The 25,249-nt window shown below is 61.4% G+C and carries 20 protein-coding genes and 1 pseudogene; 12 read left to right on the plus strand and 9 right to left on the minus strand.

The features are described from left to right. The first annotated feature begins 37 nt into the window (after positions 1-37). From MUO32_RS25700 to MUO32_RS25725, 6 genes are read left to right on the plus strand one after another with little or no spacing between them, the layout of a single operon-like run. Positions 38-544: an acyltransferase gene (locus tag MUO32_RS25700; RefSeq protein WP_257951222.1), complete on the plus strand. Its 507-nt coding sequence runs from the start codon at positions 38-40 to the stop codon at positions 542-544. Continuing rightward, complete coding sequence (locus MUO32_RS25705) at positions 541-1,578, plus strand: Gfo/Idh/MocA family protein (protein WP_257951223.1); 1,038 nt, start codon at positions 541-543, stop codon at positions 1,576-1,578. The genes MUO32_RS25700 and MUO32_RS25705 overlap by 4 nt, the downstream gene beginning before the upstream one ends. Further along, positions 1,575-2,681: a DegT/DnrJ/EryC1/StrS aminotransferase family protein gene (locus MUO32_RS25710; protein ID WP_257951224.1), complete on the plus strand. Its 1,107-nt coding sequence runs from the start codon at positions 1,575-1,577 to the stop codon at positions 2,679-2,681. The genes MUO32_RS25705 and MUO32_RS25710 overlap by 4 nt, the downstream gene beginning before the upstream one ends. Continuing rightward, positions 2,671-3,381, plus strand: a complete 711-nt coding sequence (locus MUO32_RS25715; protein WP_257951225.1) for a DapH/DapD/GlmU-related protein — start codon at positions 2,671-2,673, stop codon at positions 3,379-3,381. The genes MUO32_RS25710 and MUO32_RS25715 overlap by 11 nt, the downstream gene beginning before the upstream one ends. Position 3,382: 1 nt before the next feature. After that, entirely contained in the window at positions 3,383-4,354 is a 972-nt protein-coding gene (locus MUO32_RS25720) for an NAD-dependent epimerase/dehydratase family protein (RefSeq protein WP_257951226.1), read from the plus strand. Then, positions 4,351-5,547 carry a DegT/DnrJ/EryC1/StrS aminotransferase family protein gene (locus tag MUO32_RS25725; RefSeq protein ID WP_257951227.1) on the plus strand — a complete coding sequence of 399 codons (1,197 nt, stop codon included), beginning with the start codon at positions 4,351-4,353 and terminating at the stop codon, positions 5,545-5,547. Before MUO32_RS25720 ends, MUO32_RS25725 begins: the two co-directional genes overlap by 4 nt. Positions 5,548-5,578: 31 nt before the next feature. On the opposite strand, the gene MUO32_RS25730 is transcribed toward MUO32_RS25725, so the two are convergent. After that, positions 5,579-7,093, minus strand: coding sequence for an O-antigen translocase (locus MUO32_RS25730; protein WP_257951228.1), 1,515 nt, complete (start codon positions 7,091-7,093; stop codon positions 5,579-5,581). Further along, complete coding sequence (locus tag MUO32_RS25735) at positions 7,090-8,397, minus strand: polysaccharide biosynthesis/export family protein (RefSeq protein WP_257951229.1); 1,308 nt, start codon at positions 8,395-8,397, stop codon at positions 7,090-7,092. Before MUO32_RS25735 ends, MUO32_RS25730 begins: the two co-directional genes overlap by 4 nt. A gap of 344 nt (positions 8,398-8,741) precedes the next feature. Between MUO32_RS25735 and MUO32_RS25740 the strand changes: the two genes are divergently transcribed. Continuing rightward, positions 8,742-9,467: a response regulator transcription factor gene (locus MUO32_RS25740; protein ID WP_257951230.1), complete on the plus strand. Its 726-nt coding sequence runs from the start codon at positions 8,742-8,744 to the stop codon at positions 9,465-9,467. Between the two features lie 127 nt (positions 9,468-9,594). Here the strand turns inward: MUO32_RS25740 and MUO32_RS25745 are convergent, their stop codons facing one another. Then, positions 9,595-12,156: a calcium-binding protein gene (locus MUO32_RS25745; protein WP_257951231.1), complete on the minus strand. Its 2,562-nt coding sequence runs from the start codon at positions 12,154-12,156 to the stop codon at positions 9,595-9,597. Between the two features lie 860 nt (positions 12,157-13,016). Next, on the minus strand, positions 13,017-14,657 hold the full coding sequence (locus tag MUO32_RS25750; protein ID WP_257951232.1) for an ABC transporter ATP-binding protein: 1,641 nt from the start codon (positions 14,655-14,657) through the stop codon (positions 13,017-13,019). Positions 14,658-15,054: 397 nt separating this feature from the next. Between MUO32_RS25750 and MUO32_RS25755 the strand changes: the two genes are divergently transcribed. The 5 genes from MUO32_RS25755 to MUO32_RS25775 all read left to right on the plus strand — a co-directional run bounded on the left by MUO32_RS25755 (position 15,055) and on the right by MUO32_RS25775 (position 19,858). Further along, positions 15,055-16,116 carry a homoserine dehydrogenase gene (locus MUO32_RS25755; RefSeq protein ID WP_257951233.1) on the plus strand — a complete coding sequence of 354 codons (1,062 nt, stop codon included), beginning with the start codon at positions 15,055-15,057 and terminating at the stop codon, positions 16,114-16,116. Next, complete coding sequence (locus MUO32_RS25760; RefSeq protein ID WP_257951234.1) at positions 16,116-17,525, plus strand: aldehyde dehydrogenase family protein; 1,410 nt, start codon at positions 16,116-16,118, stop codon at positions 17,523-17,525. The genes MUO32_RS25755 and MUO32_RS25760 overlap by 1 nt, the downstream gene beginning before the upstream one ends. A gap of 26 nt (positions 17,526-17,551) precedes the next feature. Next, the gene (dapA, locus tag MUO32_RS25765; RefSeq protein ID WP_257951235.1) at positions 17,552-18,430 is read left to right on the plus strand and encodes a 4-hydroxy-tetrahydrodipicolinate synthase; all 879 of its coding nucleotides are present in this window, start codon (positions 17,552-17,554) and stop codon (positions 18,428-18,430) included. Positions 18,431-18,608: 178 nt separating this feature from the next. After that, positions 18,609-19,394, plus strand: coding sequence for a homoserine kinase (locus MUO32_RS25770; protein ID WP_257951236.1), 786 nt, complete (start codon positions 18,609-18,611; stop codon positions 19,392-19,394). Positions 19,395-19,414: 20 nt separating this feature from the next. Next, on the plus strand, positions 19,415-19,858 hold the full coding sequence (locus MUO32_RS25775) for an Lrp/AsnC family transcriptional regulator (RefSeq protein WP_257951237.1): 444 nt from the start codon (positions 19,415-19,417) through the stop codon (positions 19,856-19,858). A gap of 218 nt (positions 19,859-20,076) precedes the next feature. Here the strand turns inward: MUO32_RS25775 and purU are convergent. The 5 genes and pseudogenes from purU to MUO32_RS25800 form a co-directional block, all read right to left on the minus strand. Then, positions 20,077-20,960: pseudogene (gene purU, locus MUO32_RS25780) on the minus strand (formyltetrahydrofolate deformylase). A 29-nt stretch (positions 20,961-20,989) separates the two neighbouring features. Beyond that, entirely contained in the window at positions 20,990-22,135 is a 1,146-nt protein-coding gene (locus tag MUO32_RS25785; protein ID WP_257951238.1) for a glycine betaine/L-proline ABC transporter ATP-binding protein, read from the minus strand. Between the two features lie 4 nt (positions 22,136-22,139). After that, on the minus strand, positions 22,140-23,012 hold the full coding sequence (locus MUO32_RS25790; RefSeq protein ID WP_374708724.1) for an ABC transporter permease: 873 nt from the start codon (positions 23,010-23,012) through the stop codon (positions 22,140-22,142). A gap of 118 nt (positions 23,013-23,130) precedes the next feature. Then, positions 23,131-24,135, minus strand: a complete 1,005-nt coding sequence (locus MUO32_RS25795; protein WP_257951239.1) for a glycine betaine ABC transporter substrate-binding protein — start codon at positions 24,133-24,135, stop codon at positions 23,131-23,133. Between the two features lie 102 nt (positions 24,136-24,237). Continuing rightward, positions 24,238-25,242 carry an Ldh family oxidoreductase gene (locus MUO32_RS25800; RefSeq protein WP_257951240.1) on the minus strand — a complete coding sequence of 335 codons (1,005 nt, stop codon included), beginning with the start codon at positions 25,240-25,242 and terminating at the stop codon, positions 24,238-24,240. Positions 25,243-25,249 lie beyond the last annotated feature (7 nt).

Genomic DNA, 25,249 nt, shown 5'->3' on the forward strand with positions numbered 1-25,249 from the left:
CCTGTTTTTAAACAGGAATACGCTACGGAGTATTCGAATGATATCGCTCGACGTTATCAGGGAGGAGGGGGTGGTGATCCATCATCCCGATCTGGTCAACCTCTACGGATGCACCATCGGAGCGGGCTCCCGGATCGGTACATTCGTCGAAATCCAGAAGAACGCGCATATCGGGCGGCATTGCAAGATTTCCAGCCACAGCTTCATCTGTGAAGGCGTGACGATAGAGGACGGCGTCTTCGTCGGACACGGGGTCATGTTCACCAACGACATGTATCCCCGCGCCGTCAACACCGACGGCAGCCTCCAATGTGACAGCGACTGGCAATTGCTGACGACCCGCGTAGGGCGTCGGGCCTCCATAGGCAGCAATGCCACAATCCTTCCTGGCGTCACGATCGGGGAAGGCGCGCAGATCGGTGCGGGCGCCGTCGTGGTCAAGGACGTTCCCGACTTTACAATCGTTGCCGGCGTGCCGGCGCGGATCATCGGCCGGGTCAAGGATGAGCATTCCAAGGCTGCAATCATGGAGGCTGTATCGTGATCGGGGTAGGGGTTGTCGGCTATGGCTACTGGGGACCGAATCTGGTGCGGAACCTGGCGGATATTACGGATGCGAGGCTTGTATCGGTCTGCGACCTGATGACCGAGCGGCTCGCGCCGGTGAAGGCCCGCTATCCGACCGTCGATATCACCGCCGATTTCGACGAGATGCTGCAGGACCCGCGGATCGACGCGATCGCGATCGCAACGCCGGTCTCCACGCATTTCCGGCTCGCCATGATGGCCCTGATGGCCGGCAAGCACGTCTTCGTGGAAAAGCCGATGGCGGCGACCACGGAGGAGGCCCGGCGCATGGTGGAGGAGGCCGCCCGGCGTGGCCTGGTGCTCGCCGTCGACCACACCTTCGTCCATACGGGGGCGGTGCGAAAGATGCGGGAGATTGCGGAACGGGATCTCGGCGAAATCTACTATTACGACTCTGTGCGCGTGAACCTCGGCCTCTTCCAACACGATGTCAGCGTTGTCTGGGATCTTGCCGTACATGACCTCTCGATCATGGATTACGTGCTCGACGAAAAGCCCGTTGCCGTTTCGGCGACCGGCATGAGCCATGTGCCGGGCGAACCCGAAAACATCGCCTACCTGACGATGTTTTACGAGAGCAAGCTGATCGCGCATGTCCATGTGAACTGGCTGGCGCCGGTGAAGGTGCGACGGACCCTGATCGGCGGCAGCAACAAGATGATCGTTTACGACGACCTTGAACCCAGCGAAAAGGTGAAGGTCTACGACAAGGGGATAACGCTGAACGGCAACCCGCAAAAGAACGGCGAGAAGGTCTACCAGATGCTGGTCGGCTACCGCACCGGCGACATGCATGCCCCCCAGCTGGACATTTCCGAGGCGCTCGGCCGGGAACTCAGGGAATTCCTCCACTGTGTCGAAACGGGTGCGAGGCCCATCGCTGACGGCAATGCGGGCCTGCGCGTGGTGAGGATCCTCGAAGCCGCCACCCAGTCGCTCGCCCAGCGCGGCCGCGTCATAGAACTGGAGAAGGCGAGGCTGATCGCATGATCCCGCTCCTCGACCTGAAAGCCCAATATGCATCCCTGAAGCCCGAGATCGATGCCGCGGTGCTCAAGGTGCTGGCATCGGCCCAATATGTGCTCGGCGACGAAGTGGAGCAGTTCGAACGCGAATTCGCGGAATATTGCGGCGTCCGGCATGCGATCGCCGTCAATTCGGGAACGAGCGCTCTCCATCTGACCCTGCTCTCTCTCGGATGCGGCCCCGGGGACGAGGTCGTCACCGTGCCGTTCACCTTCGTCGCGACCGTGTCGGCGATCTGCTATACCGGCGCAAGGCCGGTCTTCGTCGATGTCGAGCAGTCCACCCTGACGATGGATCCCGAAAGGCTGGAGGCCGCCATCACGCCGCGCACGAAGGCGATCGTGCCCGTGCACATCTATGGCCAGATGGCGAACATGGATGCCATCCAGGCGGTCGCCGCACGCCATGGCCTGCCGGTCGTGGAAGATGCCTGCCAGGCGCACGGCGCCGAATTCAGGGGGCGCAGGGCCGGCAGTTTTGGCGTGGCGGGATGCTTCAGCTTCTATCCGGGCAAGAATCTCGGTGCCTGCGGCGAGGGCGGCATCGCCGTCACCGATGACGACCGGCACGCGAAAACCCTGCGCATGCTGCGCGACTGGGGACAGGAACAGCGCTATCACCATGTCCTGAAGGGCTACAATTACCGCATGGACGGCATTCAGGGCGCGATCCTGCGCGTCAAGCTGCGCCATCTGGAAGCCTGGACCGAAGCACGGCGCGCCCATGCCGCGCGCTACACCGCGCTGCTCGGCGGCATGCGTCATATCCGGCTGCCCTATGCCGATGCGCAGCGCCGCCACGTCTATCATATCTATGCGATCCGCACCGGGGACCGCGACGGATTGCAACGGGCCTTGCTCGCCGAAGGCGTCCAGACCGGCCTGCATTATCCCATCCCCGTCCATCTTCAGCCGGCGCACGCCGATCTCGGCTACGCGCCGGGCGATTTTCCCGTGTCCGAAGCTGCTGCGCGGGAGGTTCTCTCCCTGCCGATCTACCCGGAAATGGCCGCCCATCAGGTGGAGCAGGTCGTCCGCGCCGTGGAGAAAGACGCCTATGTCGCTTGAGGCTCGCCATACCCCGCGGATCGTCAAGGCGGTGCACGGCCTGCGCGGCAAGCCCGTCGATCCCGCCTATCAGCAAGGCCTCGCCGAAGACCTGAAAAGCACATATGGGCAGGCGGGCCTGATCGAGCTCTACGGGCGGTTTTCGAGTGGTGACGGTTTCGTGGACGCCCTGATGCGCCGGGCCATTGTGCAGGCCCTGTCGCGTCGGTGTGGGACTGGGCTGCAGGTGGGTGCAAACGCGGTCTTCAAGCATCCGGAAACATTCGAGATCGGCGACGGCGTGTTCATCGGGGCGCAGGCGAACATCCAGGGCCGCTACGACGGAACCTGCCGGATCGGCAACAATGTCTGGATCGGACCGCAGGCCTTCATCGACGCGCGCGACGTGGTCATCGGCGACGATGTCGGCTGGGGTCCTGGCGCAAAAATACTCGGATCGACCCATAGCGGCATGCCGGTCGATGTGCCGATCATCCGGACGGATCTGGAGATCAGGCCGGTGCGGATCGAGGCGGAGGCCGACATCGGCACGAACGCCACGATCCTGCCGGGCGTGACCGTCGGCAGAGGCGCCATCGTCGGCGCCGGCGCGGTCGTGGTCTCCGATGTTGAGCCCTATTCGATCGTCGCAGGCGTGCCGGCACAGTTCCTGCGATGGCGGGAGAATCCACCGGTTCGGGCAAAAAACGTCGAGGTGTGACATGAAGGACAAGAGGATACTGATCACCGGCGGCGCCGGCCTCATCGGCTCGCATATCGCCGACCAGCTTGCCGCGGAACGGCCGCGCGAGATCGTAATTATCGACAATTTTGTACGCGGGCGGCGCGAAAACCTCATGCAGACCGCAAGCTCCGTACCGGTCACGATCATCGAAGGCGATATTCGCGACCGTGCCTTGCTGGAGCGGACATTCAAGGGGATCGACGTTGTCTTTCACCAGGCGGCGATCCGCATCACCCAGTGCGCCGAAGAGCCGCGGCTCGCCTTCGACGTTCTCGCGGGCGGGACGTTCGACGTCCTCGAAGCAGCGGTGAAGTTTGGCGTTGCGAAGGTCGTGGCCGCGTCCTCCGCCTCGGTACTGGGACAGGCGGAAAGCTTTCCGACGACCGAAGACCATCATCCCTACAACAACCGCACAATCTACGGTGCCGCCAAGGCCTTTAACGAAGGGCTGCTTCGCAGCTTCGCGGACATGTACGACCTGAATTACGTCGCACTGCGCTACTTCAACGTCTACGGCCCGCGTATGGACGTGCACGGCGTCTATACAGAGGTGCTTATCCGGTGGATGGAGCGCATCGAGTCCGGCCTCCCGCCGATCATCCTCGGCGACGGGCTGCAGACGATGGATTTTGTTCACGTCCACGATATCGCCCGCGCCAATATCCTGGCCGCCAAGTCTTCCGTGACGGACGAAGTCCTCAATGTCGCCAGCGGCACGGAAACCAGCCTGAACGAACTGGCGGAAATGCTCCTGTCGGTCATGGGATCGACACTGAAGCCGGAATATGGGCCGGCCCGCAAGGTCAACGCCGTTGCCCGCCGTCTTGCATCGACCGACAAGGCGCGCGATCTCATCGGTTTTTCGGCCGCGGTGGATATGGAGTCGGGCCTTCGCGATCTCGTTTCCTGGTGGCGCCAGGAGAGAGTACAGGGAGGGCAGGCGGCGTGAGCGGCTCCCTCTCCCAGATTCCCGTCGCCAAACCCGAACTCGATGAAGAGGAGGCGGACGCCGTCCGACGGGTCATCCTGTCGGGCTGGATAACGCAAGGCCCGGAAGTGGCGGCTTTCGAAAGCGAGTTCGCCGCCTATGTCGGCGCGCCCTTCGCCACTGCGGTTTCCAACTGCACGACGGCGCTGCATCTCGCGCTCAAGGTGGTCGGCGTCGGGCGCGGCGACGAAGTGATTACCGTCAGCCATTCCTTCATCGCCACGGCCAACGCCATTCGCTATTGCGATGCGACTCCCGTCTTCGTCGACATCGAAGCGGATGGTTTCAACATCGATCCCTCCCGCATCGAGGCGGCGGTGACGCCGCGCACGAAAGCCGTGCTGGTCGTGCATCAACTGGGCATGCCGTGCGATCTTGCGGCGGTGATGGCGATTGCCGGCCCGCGGTCGATCCCGGTCATCGAGGATGCGGCCTGTGCATCGGGAAGCGAGATTTTGCGACAGGGCCGATGGGAAAAGATCGGGCGTCCCTATGGCGACATAGCCTGTTTCTCCTTCCACCCCCGCAAGGTCATCACCACCGGTGATGGCGGCATGCTGACCACCGCCAATGCGGAGTACGACCGCAAATTCCGACTCTGGCGCCAGCACAGCATGAGTGTTGCCGATACCGTGCGCCATGGATCGAAGTCCGTCATTTACGAGACCTATCCCGAACTCGGATACAATTACCGGATGACCGATTTGCAAGCAGCACTCGGGCGGGTGCAATTGCGTCGGCTGCCGGGCCTCGTCGCGCGCCGGCGAAAACTCGCCGATCTCTACAGTGGGTTGATCGCGCGGAGCGCGCCGGCATTCACGGCACCCCGGGAGCCCGCATGGGCACGTACGAACTGGCAGAGCTACTGTGCGCGCATCCCTGACGGAGGCGATCAGCGCGCGATCATGCAGGCGCTGCTCGACGACGGCATCTCGACGCGGCGCGGCGTCATGAACATTACGGCTGAACAAAGCTATGCCGGAGGCGACACGCACCGCGTGGCCGGCGGCCTGGAGCGCAGCGCGGCAGCCCAGGAAAACTCCATCATCCTGCCGCTCTTCGCGCAGCTTTCCGAAGAGGACGTGCATCGCGTCGTCGATGCGCTGGCGAAGGTTTCCACGAGCATGGAACGCGCTTTGGAAACGGCCCTGTAAAGCCCTTTTGCCCGGTAAACTGCCTGTGTCGTCACGCGAACCGGGCGATCAAGACTTTCAGCGGCGAGGGCAATGACGAATGCGGAACCAGCCGTACCAGCTTGCGTAGGGAATACAGGCCGGTCAGCAGAAGCACCGCTGAGCCCGTGGCCGTCGATTGCCAAAGCGACAGTGCCTGTGTCGCCAGAAAGACCAGAGCGCAAGCAAGGATGAAGATCGGGGCGATTCCCGCATTCTCCCTCGACCAGCGAAATCCGCTCATCCGCCGGACGATGGCGTAGATCAGGACGCCGTGCCAGACATAGAGGCCGAGGAAGGCCATTCCCGCACCAGCGGCGCCGAAATACGGGACGAGGATGAAGGCAAGGCCGACATGGATTACCGTCGCGGCGACCTCGGTCCAGAAAAACGTCGCCTGCGCTTCCTTTGCGATCACGATATAACCCATCGGCCAGGCGACGATGCGCAGCATCATGCCGAGGCATATCCAGCGAAGCAGGTCCGTCGCCCCATCGAAGGCATGGGAATAGAGGATATGCAGCACGAAGGGGGCGAAGGTCAGCGTTGCGACGACGCCGGGGCCTGCAAGAAGCAGGCTCATTTGCACCTGCTCATTTACCAGGCGGTTGCATTCGGCATTGTTTCCGCTCACGGCCGTCAGGCGCGGATAGAAATCGGTGCCCATGGCCTGCAACACGATGCCGGCATAGAGGCCCCCGATCGCCCAGGCCGCCTGGTAGAAACCGGCTGACGCGATCCCCTCGGCGTGCAGGACGATGAGGCGATTTGCATAGGCCGCGCCGAATGTCAGCAGCCCGCTTGCCATGAACACCAGCCCGAGCTTGAGGAGGCGCCTGCTCTCCTGTCCGAACAGCGGCGGCGGAATCCCGATCGAAGGCAGCTGGACCCGCCTGCGAAAATGCCATGACGCGAGGCCGGTCACAACAGCAACGGCGATCAGGGACGGAACGATGCCGCGCAAGCCGAAGAGATAGATCAGGGGAATGGTGATCACCGTGCCGGCGAAGGCGGCTGCGACATTGACGATCGCGAGGTCCGAAATCCGGCGCAGCCCCTGAAGCAGTGCCATTTGTCCTCCAGACACGATGCGCAGGGCAACGGCAAGCGACAGCAGGGCAACCCCGCCCGCCTGCTGATGCTTGCCGAATGTCAGGCCGGAGAGCGGAACAGCCAGCAGGAGGAGAAGCAGGGCACCGACCGCTCCGAGCACAAGCGCCGTGCGCGAAAGCACCAGAGCGGTGCGCGCGATCGTCTCGTCGTCGTTCGTGCCTGCAGCTTCGGCGATTTGTCGCACGCCGCTCGATTGCACGCCCATGCCCGCGAGGTTCTGGGCCATGTCGGCAAGCGCGCTGTAGAGCCCCATCAGGCCGATGCCCTCCGGCCCGAGCATCAGCGCGACCGCCTTGTTGCGGATGATCGAAAAGGCGACACCAACGATGGACGACGCGCCGACCAGAAGGGTGGATTTCAGGATTTCCTCGTGCGTGCTCTGCTCGCTGGATGAGGCGTCGCAGGGATCACTCATTGGCTGGTTCCGACGACCGCATCCGCCTTTGAGTTCTGCGCAAGCGTTTCCGGCGTCGTGGCCTTTGCGCGACGGGTAACGCGAAGTACGTCGCCGGGCTGCAGGACGGTATCGCTGCTGGCTGCTATTTCCTGTGCCCGGCCATCGACCAGACGATCGATCGAAAAGACGAGCATCGTGGGATCGCCCGTATCCAACGTTCTGTCCTGTTTCGACAGGATTTTCAGCATCTGTTTCTGAGCGACCTCGCGTTTGAGAAGCATCTGGTCCAGGTTCGCCTGTTCCGTCTGCAATTCGATATTCACCTCGGTGCGTTGTCGATCGTACAGCCCTTCGAGGTTGCGCGAGGCTTCGGAGATGTTCTGCTTTGCCCGCATCGCATCCGCGGAGACGTCGAGGCGTGCGGCCGAGTAGCTTCGAAGCATCCGCTCGAGGTCGCCCTGTCTGGCGGGAAGTGCGATGCCCTTGTCCACCATCGTTTTGAAAAGGTTCAACTCCTTCGCGACGGATTTGATGTCGGCATCGGCACTGTCGGCCTTCTTGTCGAGCGTCTCGAGTTCGACGCGAAGCAGATCCCGCAGTTCCATGAAGGAATTCGCCTGCCTCTCCAAGAGATTGGACCGCGCCGTCATGACTGCCTTCTCCTGTTCATAGACTGCCCGGGCTTCCGGGCTCTCCATGCCGGCCGGCAGATCGAATTTGGGTTCCTTCCCGTCCGACAGCTCGGCATGGAAGCGTGCAATCTTGATCCGGGTCCGCATGATCGAGTTATCCAGCCCGAGGAGGTTTGCGACCAGTTCCGCCCTGTCGGGCAGGGTCGAGCCGTCCGCGTCCGAACTGTTCTCGCCGCCTCCCACGGCCAAGGCTTGCAAAGCCATCAGGCCCGGCCGGAACTCATAGGTGCCCGGTAACTTCACGTCTCCAACGACGTAGATCGGCGGGTATTTGACGACGGCGACCGTCGCCTCGGGGACACGCACCAGCCCGATCTTATCCTTGAGTTCCTCGGCAATCCTGGCGGCGAGATCGGCTTCGTCCAGGCTCCCGACCGGAATTCGCCCGATCACGGGCAGCGACAATGTCCCGTCCTGCGCCACCACGAACTCTCCGCTCAGGGCGTCCCATTTTTCATAAAGTCCCTTCGTCGGCATCCACTGGACGATGCTCAAGCGAATGCTCGTATTGGGCCAGATGCGCGGCGCGCCCGCGAAAGCGGGCGACCAGCACAGAGCAGTCAGCATGGTTGCGGTGAAAATGGTCTTCAGTGGTCGCTGCTGATCGTGTAAAATCCGAAACATGACCATGGAACTCGCCTGTCGAAGATCGATGGGCGTGTGGCGCCCGTCGTGATTGGTCTCCTTTTCATTCTGCTGATGGGAAGGGGTTTTCTGTAGTCGATCAGTCGTTGAGCGGCATCATCAATTGGAAGTAAGCCACGCCGCTTATGCTGACCGATGGCAAGGCCGGCCTTCCAATTGTACGCCGCGTAATCCTTTCGGAGCGGGAGTAGCAGGCTTGTTCGATCAGGAGGAAGCGCCAGCTGCTGCGGGATAACCCATAGGAAGTTATCGCGGAGACAATGCGTGGGAGATACAGTGCGGGCGCCTTTGATGGCAGCCGTTTTCGTGTGGGGAGCGAGGAGGTCGGCATGGCGCCGGAGCGACGGAGCAACAGCGATGCGTTTTCGGCGACGCCCTTTCGAACGGATGTGGTGCGCACGATCCTGATAGTGGGGCCTTCCGAGCATACCTACGAGCGGCTGGCGGCCTTTCCGGCAGAGTTTCCTCAAACAGTCATCTTGCATTTGCCGAGCGTCGAGGCGGCCTGCAAGACCTTCGCCAATCCTGTCGGATTGATCCTTATCGATTCCGCTCTTCGCCCTGCCACAGAGGCGGCGGCGTTCCTATTGCGTCGCCTGCATCCTGACGCGCAGATCGCGCTTACGCATCCGACAATGTCGGAGACCGGAAAGCTGTCGAAGGCCGGCCGCGGGCAAAGCGTCTATCTCAGCCTTCTCCCGATGGACCTCGCGCTCAATATCTGGCTTGCGGTCGTGCGGCTTCTGCTTTCGGGCGGCGAGTATTTTCCGGTTTCGCCATCAGGCCCCAAGATGGGGCGTCATCACGCTGCGGGGGGAGGGCAGGCCTTCTACACGGAGGCCGATACCCCCATCAAGCTTACGCCTCGCGAGATGGAAATCCTGGAGAAAGCAGCCCAGGGAATGCAAAACAAGCTGATCGCAGTAGAGTTCAACCTGTCTGAAAATACCGTGAAGGTTCACCTGCACAATATCATCAGCAAGCTCGGCGTGCACAACCGTACGGAAGCGGCGGCCAAATATCATCAGCTGTTGAGTGCGATCCAGGAGAAATGACGCTGGGTCGATTTATGCGCGAAGTCTCAATCTGTGCGCTTTCCATGCCGCGCTAAATGCCGTGACAATTCCAAACCGCGATGATGGAAAATCATGGGCGGCATAGCCGCCCATGGTCATGATACCGTCAGATGAGCAGGAAGTCGCTCGCTGAAAGATTGTATCCATTATCGAAAGTGGCAACCAGGACCTTCGTCGCGGCGCCGTTGCCATCGCTGTCGTAATAGAGGGCATCGGCCTTCGTGTCATAGATGAAGCGGTCGTTGCTATCGAGAGCGGCAGTGCCAAGGCGGAAAGCGCTGGTTGCGAGGCTGCCCGTCGGCCCTGAACTCACATCGAAGACAAGAACGTCGGAAGACGTGAAGTCAGAGATGTGGTCTGCGCCGGCGGTCTTGACCTGGCTCTGACGGAAGACGAATTTGTCGACGCCCGCTCCGCCGGTCAGCGTGTCGGAACCGGCGTGGCCTTCCAACGTGTCGTTGCCAGCACCCCCGATAAGGATGTCGTTGCCGCTGCCACCCTTCAGGCTGTTGTTGCCGGCATTGCCTGTCAGGGTATTGTTGCCGGAGTTGCCCGTCCCATTGATGGCACTGGTTCCGGTCAGGATCAGTCTTTCGACATTGGTTGCGAGCGTGTAGCTGACCGATGCCTTGACGGTGTCCGTTCCGGCATTGCTGCCTTCGGTGACGACATCCCCGGCATTGCCGACGATGTAGGTGTCGTTGCCCGCGCCGCCGGCCATCTTGTCCGCCCCGGCGCCGCCGTTGAGGGTGTTGTTGGCGGCGTTGCCGGTCAGGCTGTTGGCGGCAGAATTGCCGGTGCCGTTGATGGCAGCGGTTCCGGTCAGGATCAGTCTTTCGACATTGGTTGCGAGCGTGTAGCTGACAGATGCCTTGACGGTGTCCGTTCCGGCATTGCTGCCTTCGGTGACGACATCCCCGGCATTGCCGACGATGTAAGTGTCGTTGCCCGCGCCGCCGGCCATCTTGTCCGCCCCGGCGCCGCCGTTCAGAACATTGTTGCCGGCATTGCCGGTCAGGCTGTTGGCGGCGGAGTTGCCGGTGCCGTTGATGGCAGCGGTTCCGGTCAGGATCAGGTTCTCGACATTGCTCGCCAGCGTGTAACTGACGGATGCCTTGACGGTATCGGTTCCCGCCGAACTGCCTTCCGTAACGACATCGCCGGTGTTGTCGACGATATAGGTGTCGTTGCCAGCACCGCCGGCCAACTTGTCCGCTCCGGCGCCGCCGTTCAGAACATTGTTGGCGGAGTTGCCGGTCAGAGTGTCGGCGTAGCTGGAGCCGGTCAGGTTTTCAATGCTGGTGAATTTGTCACCGGTCGCATGACCACCGGAGGCAGCTCCCGTCTGGAGATTGATCTTCACGGCCGTCGAGCCCGTATAGGTGACCGTGTCCGTACCAGCGCCACCGTCCAGTGCGTCTGCGCCCGCGCCGCCCTTCAGCAGATCGTTGCCGCCGAGGCCCTTGTAGGTCTCGTTTCCAGCATTGCTCGCGCCGCTGACGGGGAGCGTATCGTTGCCCTGCGTTCCCGTATGGACAGTTCCGCCTGGGTTCACCGGCGTGTCGAGATCGGTGTTGCCCGAGAGGACGGGCTTGTTGTCATAAAGTGCGAAATCGCCCCAATGACCACCGCCGATCTGGTTGTTGGTGATCTTGATCGAACTGTCGACGACAGTGCCGCCGTTGAAACGGTCATCGAGATAAACAGTGTATCCACCACCGACCAGACGGTTGCCTTCGATAGTGATGTTGGAGAGGCCTCCGAAATCATTGTTCATCATGATTGCCGACGTCTGGTCGTGGTCATTGATGATTGTGTTGTGAATGATATCGATGTCGTGGCCACCATTGATCTCGATGCCATCGTAGTGGGCATCGCTACCACCGCGCAGATTGTGGATGTAGTTGTCCTTGATCAGCGTGGGCGCGATGACATTGATGCCGTTGTCGACATCATGAAGGTTGTTACGCAGGAACGTGCCGAAGCCATAGATGGCGTTGACGGTAATGCCGCTGCCATCGATTTCGCTGTCCTGCAGGGTGAAGCCGGTCGCATCGTCCATCACGCGCAGCGCGTGCCACTCGGTATTGGAGACCAGCTTGACGTTTTTCAGAGTGACGTTCTTGGCCTCGATGACGATATCGCCATGGACTTCGAGGTTGCTGATGACGGCATTGTCCTGGGTTACGTGATAGGACCCCGTGTACTTGGTCATCGTCGTGCCGCTGGCAACACCAGTGTTGCTGGCGTCCGGGTAGCCCGAAGCCGCGGCTGCAGCTTGGCTGCTCGTTGCCGCAAGGGATACGCTGGTGGTGGTCTTATTGATGGCGGAGGGAGTGGCGGCCTCCTGTTTCGTCTCGACGTCGGTCGACGACATTGCCGAGGCAACCTTGAGAGATGTTGCGTCATCGGACGATGAAACACCGTCGACACGATGGTTCTGCTTTTCAGCGTGCGTATCTGAGAGATGCGCTTTCAGCTTTTGGCTGAATGTGCCGCTGATCTCATCGTCGATGAGATTTCCACGGTCACGGAATTGGAAGCTGTCTTGTGCTCGGGTGTTCCCAACATAAGCGCTGAAATCGAGGAAGGAGTCGAGCTCGCTATGAACGAGCGATGTGTCCTCCAGAAGCTTGGAGGTCGATACCTCGCGAATTGTGCTTTTCATGGTCTTGTCACCTTTCTCCCAACGACCGTCATTCACGCGAATGGCTTAGTGATCTGGCGGGTTGGATACTACTTTATAGGTAGGTCAGCGCTGAGGCCGGGAAGGTAGTCTGGCTTGTTTTGAAAGGCAATGTAGCGAAATAGTACTAGAAGGCATTATAACTATGCCTTAATGTGGCCCTATTTGGCCCCGTTTTCCATGAAATTCTATTCGACGTGTGAAATTTTGTTTCCGCCTTATTTGGTAGCGGCGTGTCGTCTGGCACAATTGAAAAATACTATTTAATCAACTTTGAGTTAAAGTCCGGAGGTTGAATTCGTTTGCAAATTCTTGACCGTATTTCATGCAGACGAGAATGCGGACATGGAGCCGCAAAAAGCCTGCCGCAAAGGCGCGTATTGATTCGCGCAGCGGTTCAGACTTCTCTCATTTCGGTCAGATTTGGAGCGGCGCTACGCCGAGAATGTGCCGCCAGATCACGTATGCCGGAAAAATTGGCAATATCCGCGTTAATGGCGCGGTGGCCTTCGCCGTCGGGATGTTAGATATGCCGCTTAGTTCACGTCGAGCGTGATCAATCGATAGAATGCTGATCGGAACAAACGACTGCAGAGATGAGTTCCATAATAGAGCTTATGTGACTATGACTGCATAGCACTCTTCAAGTGCGGCATGCCAAGAACTCAACCGGACGACCGCCCGCGGCGCCGGTCGACGTGATGGCGCACCAAACTGGGCGGCGCCTTGCAGACAGCCCTTCAGCGGAAGATATGGTGCGACAGCCACGGGACAAAGTCTTCAGCCGTGAGACCTTGCCTTCCCTGCCACATCGCGCGAATGCGGCAGGCCCTCTCCACAATTCACGCCGCTGCACCGAGATGGCGTGAGATGCCGGGAATCGCGCTTACGAGTTGGCGTGTGTAGTCGTGTTGCGGCTCGAAGAATATCTGCTTCGGGGCGCCGACTTCGACGACCGAACCACGGCGCATCACGAGGATTCTGTCGCAGATCTGGCTGGCGACGAGCAGGTCGTGCGTGATGAAGATCAGCGAGAGGTTCTTTTCCCTCTTGATACTGCCAAGCAGCTCCAGAACCTGCGCCTGGATCGACACGTCCAGTGCGGAGACCGCCTCGTCGGCGATGATGACCTGGGGGTCGAACATCAGGGCGCGCGCGATGCCGACGCGTTGCCGCTGGCCGCCCGAGAATTCATGCGGGTAGCGATCGAATGACGACGGCTGCAATCCGACGCGGTCAAGCAGGGCACGGGCCTTTTCGTTCGCCGTGGCTTCCGGCATGCCGTGGGCCATCGGGCCGACGGTCAGCGAGGTTCCGATCGTGTGGCGCGGGTTGAGAGAGGAATGCGGATCCTGGAACACCATCTGAATGCGCGAGCGCATCGGGCGGAATTCCTTCTCCGACAAAGCGCGTACATCCTGCCCGTCGAAAATGATCTCGCCGCTATCGGCTTCGATCAACTTCATGACCAGGCGACCGAGGGTGGATTTCCCGGAGCCGCTTTCGCCGACCACACCGAGCGTCTCTCCCCGCCCGAGTTCGAAGGAGACCGCGTTCACGGCTTGTTGAACCCGCTTTTTCGCAAAAAGGCTGGTCGCTGCAACCGTGTAGGTCTTCGAAACGTTACGGGCAACGATGATGGGCGCTTGCGTTTCGCTCAACGGTGCCTGGTCCGTCCGAAGCTGAGGAACTGAAGCAATCAGACGTTGCGTATAGGGATGGGCAGGCCGATTGAGAACGTCGTCCGGCGTCCCCTGCTCCACCTGTTGCCCCTTCTCGAGCACGATCACGTGCGTTGCGGTTTCCGCCACCACACCGACGTCGTGCGTGACGAAGATGACGCCGATATTCTTGCGCTGCTGCACCTCGCGGATGAGGCGCAGGATTTGAGCCTGGGTCGTGACGTCAAGTGCCGTGGTCGGCTCGTCGGCAATCAGAACGTCCGGATCCAGCGCGAGCGCCATTGCAATCATGACGCGCTGGCGCTGCCCGCCCGATAGGCGGAAAGGATACTGGTGCTGGGTCCTTTCGGGATCGGGAATGCCGACTTCCTCGAGCAGCTGAACGACCCGCGCCTGACGCTCGCTCGGAGCAAGAACGTTATGGCTGTCAAAGACTTCGCGGATCTGGTCGCCAATCGTCATCAACGGGTTCAGCGAAGACAGCGGGTCCTGGAAGACCATCGAGACGATACGGCCGCGCATATCGCGGAAGTTGCTTTCGGACTGGCCGATAAGCTCGGTGCCCTTGAGCTTGATGCTTCCCGCCTCGATACGAATAGAGGGCGCCAGCAAGCCCATGATTGCGTTGGACGTGACAGATTTGCCTGAGCCCGACTCCCCGATCATGCACAATACGTCGCCGGAATTGAGCTCAAAATTTATATTCTGAACGGCGTACGGCCGGTCAAATCCGGCCGGCAGGCGTATCGTGAGATTTTCTACACGCAGCAAAGGTTGTGCTTCAGCAGGGATGGCGTTCATGGGACTTTCTTCTGCTAAAATAGACAGGTCGCACGCGATTTCGCGGCGGCTACTTCCTTGCAGTTAGACGATTATGGAGGGCTCGTCCAGCATGGTTCGGGCAGGGTTCGGGTGCGCCGCTTCAGCCCCTTGCCGCGTTGACACGTAGTGTCATCCCCGCTGGACGAGGCAGTTTTGCAGCGTGATTTTTTCTGCGGAAAACACCGTTTCGCGAGATTGCGGAAAAAACGAGGCGGGACACATAGGGACCCGTTCCTGCCGCCCGCTTTTGATGACGGCCGCGTGGTCAGGTCGACGGTAGATTGAGCGAAATGCTCCCCTCCTTGGTCTGATTGCGCCGTTCCGAATGAGCAGTCTGCGTTCCAGTATAGGCCACAGACTTCCTCGGAGAACCCTCATGACCGTCTACAATATCGCCCTTGTCGGATTCGGCGGCGTCAATCGCGCGCTGGCTGAACTCATTGCCACCAAGAACCAGCTCTGGCAGCGTGAGCTGGGCTTCGGCCTCAACATCGTGGCGGTCAGCGATCTCCATCTCGGCTCGGTCGTGTCCCCGAACGGTCTCGATGCGCGCACGCTCGTCGAAGCCAATTTCGAGAAGGGCGGCTTCGGCCAGCTTTCTGGCGGAAGCGCGGAAGCGGACAACGAAGCTGTCATCAAGTCCGCGCCGGCAGACATCGTGGTCGAGGCGACCTTCACCAATCCGCGGGACGGAGAGCCGGCTGTATCTCATTGCCGGTGGGCTCTCGCGTCTGGCAAGCATGTCGTCACGACCAACAAGGGCCCTGTTGCAATTGCTGCCCGGGAGCTGAAGGAGCTTGCCGAGGCGAACGGCGTTCGCTTCGAATACGAAGGCTCCGTCATGAGCGGAACGCCGGTCATCCGCATGGCGGAACGGACCCTTGCCGGCTCCGAGGTCAACGGCTTCGAGGGCATCCTGAACGGCACGTCCAACTTTGTGCTCGGCAAGATGGAGGCTGGCCTGGACTTCGGGTCGGCCGTCAAGGAAGCACAGGCGCTCGGTTATGCCGAAGCCGATCCGACCGCCGACGTCGAAGGTCATGACGTGTGCCTGAAGGTCGTGATCCTCGCAAACGAACTGCTGGGGGCAAACCTCACGCCGGATGACGTAACCTGCCAGGGCATTTCCAATCTTTCGCCGGCTGATATCCAGGAAGCCTCGGGCGCCAACGCTCGTTGGAAGCTCATCGGTTCCGCCGTTCGCAACGCGGACGGCAGCGTCTCGGGCAGCGTCGCACCGGTCCGGCTGAGCCTTCAGCATCCGCTTGCTGGCGTCAACGGCGCAACCAATGCGGTGTCGTTCAAGACGGAACTGCTCGGTCCCGTGACCGTTGTCGGTCCCGGTGCAGGCCGCATCGAAACCGCCTATGCGCTTCTCTCCGATATCATCGCCATCCACGCCTCCCGGCCGGCCGGCACTGTGAAGGATGCTGCTTGATGCTCGTCGCGCTGAACACGACAACGGCTGGCGCGGCGATCATCGTCAGCAACCCCTTCGACGGCTCGACGATCGGAACGGTTCCTGAAACGAGCGCGGCGGAAATAGGCCCGCTGCTGGAGCGCGCACGGCGTGGCGCACAGATCGCTCGCGCGCTGCCGCGCCACCAGCGATCCGCGATCCTTGAAGTCGCCGCGGCCAAAATCGCCGCAGCACTCGAAGATTTCGCGCTCCTCATCGTCAAGGAAGCGGGCAAGACCATCGTGCAGGCTCGCAAGGAAGCGACCCGTTGTGTCAACACGCTCAAGCTTTCCGCCGAGGAGGCCAAGCGCAATGCGGGCGAGATCATTCCTTTCGACGCCTATGCCGGCTCGGAAGCTCGCCAGGGGTGGTATACGCGCGAACCGCTCGGCATCATCGCCGCCATCACGCCTTACAACGATCCTCTCAACCTCGTCGCGCACAAGCTCGGCCCGGCAATTGCCGGCGGCAATGCCGTCCTTCTGAAGCCCTCCGAACTGACGCCGCTTTCGGCGATCAAGCTCGTCGAAACACTGGTCGAAAGCGGCCTGCCCGAAGAGGTCGTGACCGTTGCGATCGGCGGCGCCGATCTTGGCAAGGCGATCGTCGCGGCGCGCGACATTCGGATGGTTTCCTTCACGGGCGGCTTTGCCACCGGCGAAGCCATCGCAAAAGGCGCCGGGCTGAAGAAGCTGGCCATGGATCTCGGCGGCAATGCCCCGGTGATCGTGATGGCGAATTGCGACTTCGATGCGGCTGTCGAAGGCTGCGTCTCGGGCGCCTACTGGGCGGCGGGCCAGAACTGCATCGGCACCCAGCGCATTCTCGTCCAGCGTTCGGTCTACCAACGCTTCAAGACGGCGTTCGTTACCGCAACGAAAGCACTGAAGACTGGCAATCCCCTTGATGGGGATACCGATGTCGGCCCGATGATATCGGACCGCGCCGTTCTGCGCGCCGTAGCCATGGTGGAAAGGGCGATTGCCGCGGGCGCTACGCTCCTCTACGGCCATACACCTGACCGGAGCCTCTACCCGCCGACCGTACTCGAAGGTGTCCCGACCTCCTGCGACGCATGGAACGACGAAGTGTTCGCGCCCATCGTGATGCTGCAGCCTTTCGATACGCTGGATGATGCCATTACGCTGGCGAACAGCCCGGACTACAGTCTGCATGCCGGAATATTTACGAACGATCTCAGCGATGCGCTCCAAGCGGCCGGCAGGATCGATGCGGGCGGCGTCATGATCAACGATTCCTCGGATTACCGGTTCGACGCGATGCCCTTCGGCGGTTTCAAATACGGCAGCATGGGCCGCGAAGGCATTCGCTTTGCCTATGAAGACATGACCCAGCCGAAGGTCGTCTGCATCAACCGCACGCGATAACGGTCCCGCGTCGTCAGGAGAAATGAATGTTCAAGGGTTCGATCACCGCTCTGGTGACACCATTCGCAAATGGCGGCGTTGACGAAGCGGCATTACGCGCGATCATCGACTGGCAGATAGAAGAGGGTTCCACAGGTCTCGTCGCCTGCGGAACCACGGGTGAAAGCCCTACCCTCACCCATGCCGAGCACAAGCAGGTTATCGAAATCACTGTAGAGGCGGCAAAGGGGCGTATTCCGGTGATTGCGGGTGCAGGCTCCAACAGCACGGACGAGGCCATTGACTTCGTGCGCCATGCGCAAAGTGCTGGTGCCGACGGCCTGCTGATCGTCGCACCTTATTACAACAAGCCGACGCAAGAGGGCATCTATCAGCACTTCAAGGCGATCGACGCCGCGGCCTCCCTTCCGATCATCGTCTACAATATTCCCGGCCGAAGCGTCATCGACATCCAGGTCGAAACGCTCGCGCGTATCTACCGGGACTGCAAGCATGTCGTCGGCGTCAAGGATGCAACCGGCAATCTGCTCCGCCCATCGCTGGAACGCATGGCCTGCGGCAAGGCTTTCAATCTGTTGACCGGCGAGGACGGCACGGCACTGGGCTACATGGCGCATGGCGGCCACGGCTGTATTTCGGTTACCGCCAACGTGGCTCCGAAGCTTTGCGCCGATTTCCAGCGTGCGTGCCTTGAGCGCGATTTCGGCACTGCGCTCGAGCTGCAGGACAGGCTCATGCCGCTGCACCGCGCCCTGTTTCTGGAAACCAATCCGGCGGGGCCGAAATATGCCTTGCAGCGGCTCGGCCGTATTCAAGGTGACCTGCGATTGCCGCTCGTTTCGGTAAGCCCTGAGGTTCAGGGCGAAATCGACCGTGCCATGCAGCATGCCGGCATTCTCGCCTGAGCGGGGAGATCGGGTGCGCTTGGATCGTCATCGTGTCGGGCCTGCAAAGTCCGCTGCGCGCCGTGGGTGTCTTCCATTCCTCTCCCACGGCGCGATGAGTTTACCGGCCGGCGGCCGAGATCCGCGACGGTAGCTGTTCAAGGGCATCTCGCAACCTTCCGCAAGAAAGGGAAACGGCGTGGCTGTTTTCACCGAACTGCACGATGAAGATCGTGATGCCATCGCGGCCGCCTACGAGATGCATTCGTTGTCGTCCGTCATCGGTATTGCCGACGGCGATACGGAAACGACCTATCTTTTCCGCACCGGACAAGGCGAGTTCATCGTCACCCTGTTTGAAAACGGCGCCGAGCCATTGGATCTCGAACGTGCGTTCAAGACCATGGAGTTGCTCCAGGACAGGGGTGTTCCCTGCCCGAGGCCTGTACGAACAATAGAGGGGCAGGCTACCTTCAAGGCTGCGGGACGCCTTGTAGCGGTTGTCAGTTTCGTAAGCGGCTCGTCGACCGGCGATCCCACTGCGGCAAAGTGCGAGAGCCTGGGGCGTGTCATGGCCCAGATCCACACGGTGCTCCGGAGAGGCCTTCACGGACGACCAGACATCTTGCCCACCGGCGCGGTTCACGGCGCACTCGTCCCGTCGAACGTTTTCTTCGTTGGTGACATGGTGAGCGGCGTTATCAATTTTCGCCTCCGCCACGACGATGCGCTGGTTTCGGAAATTGCCGAGGCTCTCGTCGACTGGACGATCCGCGCCAATGGCGAACTGGATCGGACCAAAGCGCGATCGATGCTGAAAGGATATCAGAGCGTCAGGGCGTTGACGGGTGCCGAAAGGGCAGCGCTTCCCGGTTTTGTGATGGCGTCCGCCGCCCGGCGCTATGCAAACAGGGCGGAGAAGGCTTGCCTGCCGACAATCGCCATGCTTACGTTTTCGTCAGTGACCCCCGACATTCTCGACTGATTGGCAGCTAAACCCCATCCATGAAATATCTTCTTGACCGAACCGACGAACAGATACTCAGCGAACTGAAATCCAATGCGCGCATTTCGCATGCCGAGCTTTCCGCGAAGGTCAACCTGTCGAGAAATGCAGTCCGCGTTCGCATCGAGCGCTTGGAGCGAGAAGGCTTTATCAAGGGCTATACGATCGTTACCGGCGAAGGCGGCAGCAAGCAGCACGTCACCGTGGCTTTGATGTTCGTCTATCGGCATGACCGTATGCGCGGCAGCGACGTCATTCAGGCGCTGCGAAAAATCCCGGAAGTGGTTGCGTGCGACGTGATGACGGGAGATTTCGACCTTCTGGTGCGCGTCGAATCCTCCGAAGCCGACCGTATTCGCCAGATATGGCAGCAGATCGCCGAAATGCCCGGCGTGCGCGATACGCTCACGGCCTTTGCGCTCTCATCGGTCATCCGGAAATAGACGAGCTTGGCGGCTCGGCCATGATGGAAACTGAAAAGGCGCCCTGCGGGGCGCCTTGTGCGTTCAGCCTGTGCTGTGTGGAGTTGAAACCGCATTCCTGGCCATGCGGCTTTTCGCTGAGACATTGGTATTGCCCGCCGGGTCCGTGCCGGCGATGAGGACTACAAGTCGGGGCTTGAAACCGGCGCCTTTTCTAAAACCGCAGTCGCCATCATAACTCACCCCATGCGCTCGGAAGCATACGAGCCCGGGCTCGGCGGGAAGACGATCGTCTTGTTGCCGTTCATGAAGGTGCGGTGGTGGATGTGGGCATGCACGGCGCGCGCCAGAACCTGGCTCTCCACGTCCCGGCCGATCGATACATAGTCCTCCGCCGATTGCGCATGCGTGATGCGCGCAACGTCCTGCTCGATGATCGGACCCTCGTCGAGGTCCTCCGTCACATAGTGCGCCGTCGCCCCGATCAGCTTCACGCCGCGCTCGAACGCCTGCTTGTACGGGTTGGCCCCCTTGAACGACGGCAGGAACGAGTGGTGGATGTTGATGATCCGCCCCGACATCTTCTTGCACACCGCATCCGACAGAACCTGCATGTAGCGGGCGAGCACGATCAGTTCGGCGCCGGACTGTTCCACCACCTCCATCAGGCGCGCTTCGGCCTGCGGCTTGTTCTCCTTCGTCACCTTGATGTGGTGGAAGGGGATGTCGTGGTTGACGATGACCTTCTGGTAGTCGAAGTGGTTCGACACGACGCCGACGATGTCGATCGGCAGCGCGCCGATCTTCCAGCGGTAGAGCAGGTCGTTCAGGCAATGACCGAAGCGCGACACCATCAGCAGCACCTTCATGCGCTCATCGCTGTCGTTGAAGCGGTGGGTCATGGCAAACTTTTCGCGACCGGGGCGAAGCCGACCTTGATGTCCTCCTCCGATACGCCTTCCTGGCTGAGAAAGGTGAGACGCATGAAGAACAGGCCGGTTTCGAGATCGTCGAACTGCGACGAATCCGAGATGTAACACCCCTTTTCGGCGAGGTAGCCGGTGATCGCGGCGACGATGCCGCGGGTTGATTGGCAGGATACGGTCAGGACGTGGCTTTTCATCGGTTCTTTATCTCTTGGATGTCTTATCCTCAGGCCTTGCGTACCGAGCGCGCCAGCGCCTTGAAGGCCATTTCACGCGTCAGCATGCCCGTCGCCGCGCCGCCCTCCGTCACCACGATTGCGTCATGCGCGGCGAGCAGCGGGAAACACTGGCCGATGGCGGCACCGGCATCGACGGAGGCCACCGAGATCGCCTCGCCCGTCGCTCCGCGCGCGAGAAGGCGTGGTCCGACACCATTGGTGACGACGACGCCCGGATGCTCCCGCAACAGCGCAGCCGACCGTTCCGGGGTCGCCTCAGTACTCGTCAGGACCGGAACCTTCGTGAAGGCCTCATGGGCATACATCGCCCGCGACAGATCGACCTTGCGCACGAAGCGCTCGACATAATCGTCGGCCGGACGGAACAGGATCTCCTCGCCCGTACCGACCTGGCGCAACTCGCCGTCCTTCAGGATTGCGATGCGGTCGCCGAGATGCAGCGCCTCATCGAGGTCGTGGGTGATGAAGATGATCGTCTTCTTCAGGCGTGCCTGGATGTCCTTCAGCTGTTCCTGCATGTCGCTCTTGATCAGCGGGTCGAGCGCGCTGAAGGCCTCGTCCATCAAGAGCACGTCCGCCTTGGTGGCAAGCGCCCGGGCGAGGCCGACGCGCTGCTGCATGCCGCCTGAAAGCTGTCGCGGGAAGCGGTTCTCGAAGCCCTTGAGCCCGACGAGTTCCAGCTGTTCCATGCCGAGTGCTACCGCTTCGCGGCGGTTCATGCCCTGCAGGATCGGCCCGCAGATGGTGTTTTCCAGCACCGTCTGGTGCGGCAGCAGGCCGAAACGCTGGAACACCATGGAAATACCGTTGCGCCGGAAAGCCAGAAGCTCTCCGGCATTCATCTCCATGATGTTGCGGCCATCGATCAGGATGCGGCCGGCGGTGGGCTCGATCAGCCGGTTGAAGTGGCGGATCAGGGTCGATTTCCCCGACCCCGACAGCCCCATGATGACGAAGGTCTCGCCATTGTGGATCGAGAAGTCGATGTCCTTGAGACCGACGACACAACCGGTCTTCTGCAGCACCTCGGTCTTCTGCGCCCCGGCGCGCAGCTCGGCGATCGCATCGTCCGGGCGGTCGCCAAAAATCTTGTAGACCTTGTCGACCTGGATTTTCACGTCGGAAGCGGTCACGGCCTCACTCTCCGCTGGCAAGATGTTTCTGGGCGCGCCGTCCATAGGATTGGGCGATGCGGTCGAAGATCACGGCGAGGAAGACGATGGCGATGCCGGCGATGAGGCCACGGCTGACTTCCAGCCGCTGGATGCCCTGCAACACCTGATAGCCGAGGCCGCCAGCGCCGATCATCGAGGCGATGACCACCATGGAGAGCGCCATCATCGTCGTCTGGTTGATGCCGGCCATGATGGTCGGCAAGGCGAGCGGGATCTGCACCTTGAAGAGCTTTTGCCGGGGCGTCGCGCCAAAGGCGGTGATCGCCTCGACCACTTCGCTATCGACCTGGCGGATACCGAGATCGGTGAGCCGGATGACCGGCGGAATGGCGAAGAACACGGTGGCGAGGATAGCCGGGATCTTTCCAGGGCCGAACAGCATGACGAAGGGGATGAGATAGACGAAGATCGGCAGTGTCTGCATGATGTCGAGCAGCGGCAGCGCCATCGAGCGCAGCCCGTCCCAGCGCGCCATTGCGATGCCGAGCGGAATGCCCACCACGACGGCCACCACGGTCGCGGCCAGCATGAGCGCGACGGTCGCCATGGCGTCGTTCCACAGGCCCAGCGCACCGATGAAGACGAGCATGATCGCAGCGCCTGCAGTCGCCTTCAGGCTGCGGGACGCGGAATAGGTCAAGGCGGCAATGGCGGCAATGGTGACGTACCAGGGCAGCCATTGCAGGAAGGTTTCCATGCCGCTGAGCAGCTTGAGCAGCGGCATCAGCAGCCGTTCGAACATATCGCCGTAGTTCGCCACGACCCAGCTGAAACCGTCGTCGATGGCGAAGCGGAGACCGCGGGTATCGAAGAATTCTGGGAAATTGTCTGCCACGGCACACGCCTTTCAGGATACATCTCTTGCCGGCCACGACGCGGCGCGAACCATCGGCAAAGGAAGTTTGCAAGGACGGCGCAACCGGGGGGATTGCGCCGTCCCCACAAGGTGGGCCTCAGAGCGAAGCCTTGACCTTCTCGGCGACATCGGCCGGGACCCACTTGGTCCAGATCGCCTCGTAGTTCTTGAAGAAATGCGTCGCGACCTCTTCCGGCGAGGCCTTGTTGTCGTCGCCCCAGGCCAGCACGTCGCTGATCTCGGCATTCGGCACCTGCATCTTCGACAGGAACTCGGCAACGGCGGGGGCCTTTTCCTTGAGGCTTGTCGTCGCTGCGACGGCGACTTCACCGACTGCCCAGCCGGTCAGTTCCGGCTTCTCGCATTTGGCATCGGTGAGGCAGGTGAACTTGGCCGCGTCATAGGCCGGCATCTCGAGCACCTTCAGCTTGTACTTGCCGATCACTTCTGTCGGCCCCCAGTACCAGCCGATGAAGGGTTTCTTGCGCGATACCTGACGGGCAATGGTGGCCTTCAGGTTGGCGCCGGAACCGGTCGGGTAGATCTCGTAGGTCTCTTCGAGGCCGAGCGCCTTGACGAGGTTGTTGGTGATGATCTCGCAGCCCCAGCCGGGTGGGCAGGCATAGAAGCGGCCCTTGCCGGCGTTCGACTCGTCCTCGAACACCTTCCAGTTGTCCTTGAGGTCGCTGACGGAGCGAATTTCGGGGTGCGCTTCGGCGACATAGTCCGGAATCCACCAGCCTTCCTGCCCGCCGCTCGCGAAAATATCGCCCGCCTTGTAGACGGTGCCTTTCGCCAGCATCTGGTCCCAGGTCGATTTGACGGTGGAAACCCACAGTTCCGGCGCGATGTCCGGCTCGCCCTTGGCCAGCATGGAGGATGCAGTCGGCACCGTGTCGCCGGGCACGATCTGGACAGTGCAGCCATAGCCTTCGACGAGGATCGCCTTGGTGACATAGGCGAGTGTGCCGGCGGAAAGCCAGGTCATTTCGGCGACGGTGATCGGGTCGGTCGTGCCGCATTCCGCTGCCTGGGCCGCGGTGCCGCCGAGAACCATGCAGGAAAGGCAAGCCCCCGCAAGAATGGATGTCTTGATCTTCATGTCCGTTCCCTTTGTTGTGGTTGTGACAGTCTTGACGATTACGATGTCGAAAGCGGTCACTTTTATCAAACCGAAATAACTGATCCGGATTTCAGAAAAACTTTAGTGCAAGAAGGCTTCGATCCGTTCGATCAACGCGGCATCGACGGTCACGCCCTCCCGCTCCGTACGCTGCCGCGCAGCCTGCCGGCGGCCACCGGGAAGGCGGGCGCCGTCCTGCGCCGCAATGGCATCGATGAGGGCCGCGACCTGATGCGGGAAGCCTCCCGAAAAGGCCGATGGGTCGAGGGCGATGAAGCATTGGCCGGTCTTCGGCGGCCCGCCGGCCGAGCCGGAGAACGGGCTCGCATCCTTGCTGAGAACCGCCCCGGACAGGCAGGACGCGAGGATTTCGACGAGGAGGCCGGCGCCGAACCCCTTGTGGCCGCCAGCCGGCAGCATGGATCCTTTCAGCGCCTCGGCGGGATCGAGCGTCGGCTTGCCCGCCGCGTCGAGCGCCCAGCCGGGTTCGATGGCGCGCCCCTCGCGCGAACGCAACAGGATTTCCGATTTTGCCACCACGCTTGCCGACTGATCGAGCACGAGCGCTGCCTCGCCCTCCCCGTCCGGAACGCCCAAAGCGAACGGATTGGTGCCGATGACCGGCACGCGGCCTCCGGGCGGAGCGATGGAGGCCGGCGCATGGGTGGTGCAAAGGCCGAGCAGACCGGCCTCGGCGATGCGCCCGGCGTGATGGCCGAGCACGCCGCAATTATAGGAGTTGAACACCGTCATCGCGGCGACACCGTTTTTTCGCGCGGCGGCGATGAAACGATCCCAGCCGGCATCGATTGCCGGATGCGCAAAGCCTGTCGCCGCATCGACGGTGACGGCGCCGGGGCGCGGCTCAGATACCAACGGCCGCGCCACGCCATCGACCTTGCCGCAGCGCACATGCTCCGCATAGATCGGCACGTAGAGCAGGCCATGACTGCGAATGCCGTCGCGCTCCGCCAGCATCGTCGAGCGCGCGACGGCGGCAGCGTTGGCCTCGCTGGCTCCTGCAGCCATCAGGGCACGCAGGCACAGGTGCTCGACCGCGGCGAGCGTCATCATCCGTTCCGTCATGGGAATA

Origin of the sequence: Shinella sp. CPCC 101442 (genome assembly GCF_024704725.1) — a bacterium.
Classification (GTDB): domain Bacteria; phylum Pseudomonadota; class Alphaproteobacteria; order Rhizobiales; family Rhizobiaceae; genus Shinella.

Coding starts and splice junctions, on each gene's coding strand:
- MUO32_RS25715 (WP_257951225.1), top strand. CDS start 2,671: ATGTCGCTTGAGGCTCGCCATACCCCGCGGATCGTCAAGGCGGTGCAC.
- MUO32_RS25760 (WP_257951234.1), top strand. CDS start 16,116: ATGCTCGTCGCGCTGAACACGACAACGGCTGGCGCGGCGATCATCGTC.
- MUO32_RS25730 (WP_257951228.1), bottom strand. CDS start 7,093: ATGAGTGATCCCTGCGACGCCTCATCCAGCGAGCAGAGCACGCACGAG.
- MUO32_RS25775 (WP_257951237.1), top strand. CDS start 19,415: ATGAAATATCTTCTTGACCGAACCGACGAACAGATACTCAGCGAACTG.
- dapA (WP_257951235.1), top strand. CDS start 17,552: ATGTTCAAGGGTTCGATCACCGCTCTGGTGACACCATTCGCAAATGGC.
- MUO32_RS25755 (WP_257951233.1), top strand. CDS start 15,055: ATGACCGTCTACAATATCGCCCTTGTCGGATTCGGCGGCGTCAATCGC.
- MUO32_RS25735 (WP_257951229.1), bottom strand. CDS start 8,397: ATGGTCATGTTTCGGATTTTACACGATCAGCAGCGACCACTGAAGACC.
- MUO32_RS25800 (WP_257951240.1), bottom strand. CDS start 25,242: ATGACGGAACGGATGATGACGCTCGCCGCGGTCGAGCACCTGTGCCTG.
- MUO32_RS25700 (WP_257951222.1), top strand. CDS start 38: ATGATATCGCTCGACGTTATCAGGGAGGAGGGGGTGGTGATCCATCAT.
- MUO32_RS25740 (WP_257951230.1), top strand. CDS start 8,742: ATGGCGCCGGAGCGACGGAGCAACAGCGATGCGTTTTCGGCGACGCCC.
- MUO32_RS25750 (WP_257951232.1), bottom strand. CDS start 14,657: ATGAACGCCATCCCTGCTGAAGCACAACCTTTGCTGCGTGTAGAAAAT.
- MUO32_RS25745 (WP_257951231.1), bottom strand. CDS start 12,156: ATGAAAAGCACAATTCGCGAGGTATCGACCTCCAAGCTTCTGGAGGAC.
- MUO32_RS25720 (WP_257951226.1), top strand. CDS start 3,383: ATGAAGGACAAGAGGATACTGATCACCGGCGGCGCCGGCCTCATCGGC.
- MUO32_RS25710 (WP_257951224.1), top strand. CDS start 1,575: ATGATCCCGCTCCTCGACCTGAAAGCCCAATATGCATCCCTGAAGCCC.
- MUO32_RS25795 (WP_257951239.1), bottom strand. CDS start 24,135: ATGAAGATCAAGACATCCATTCTTGCGGGGGCTTGCCTTTCCTGCATG.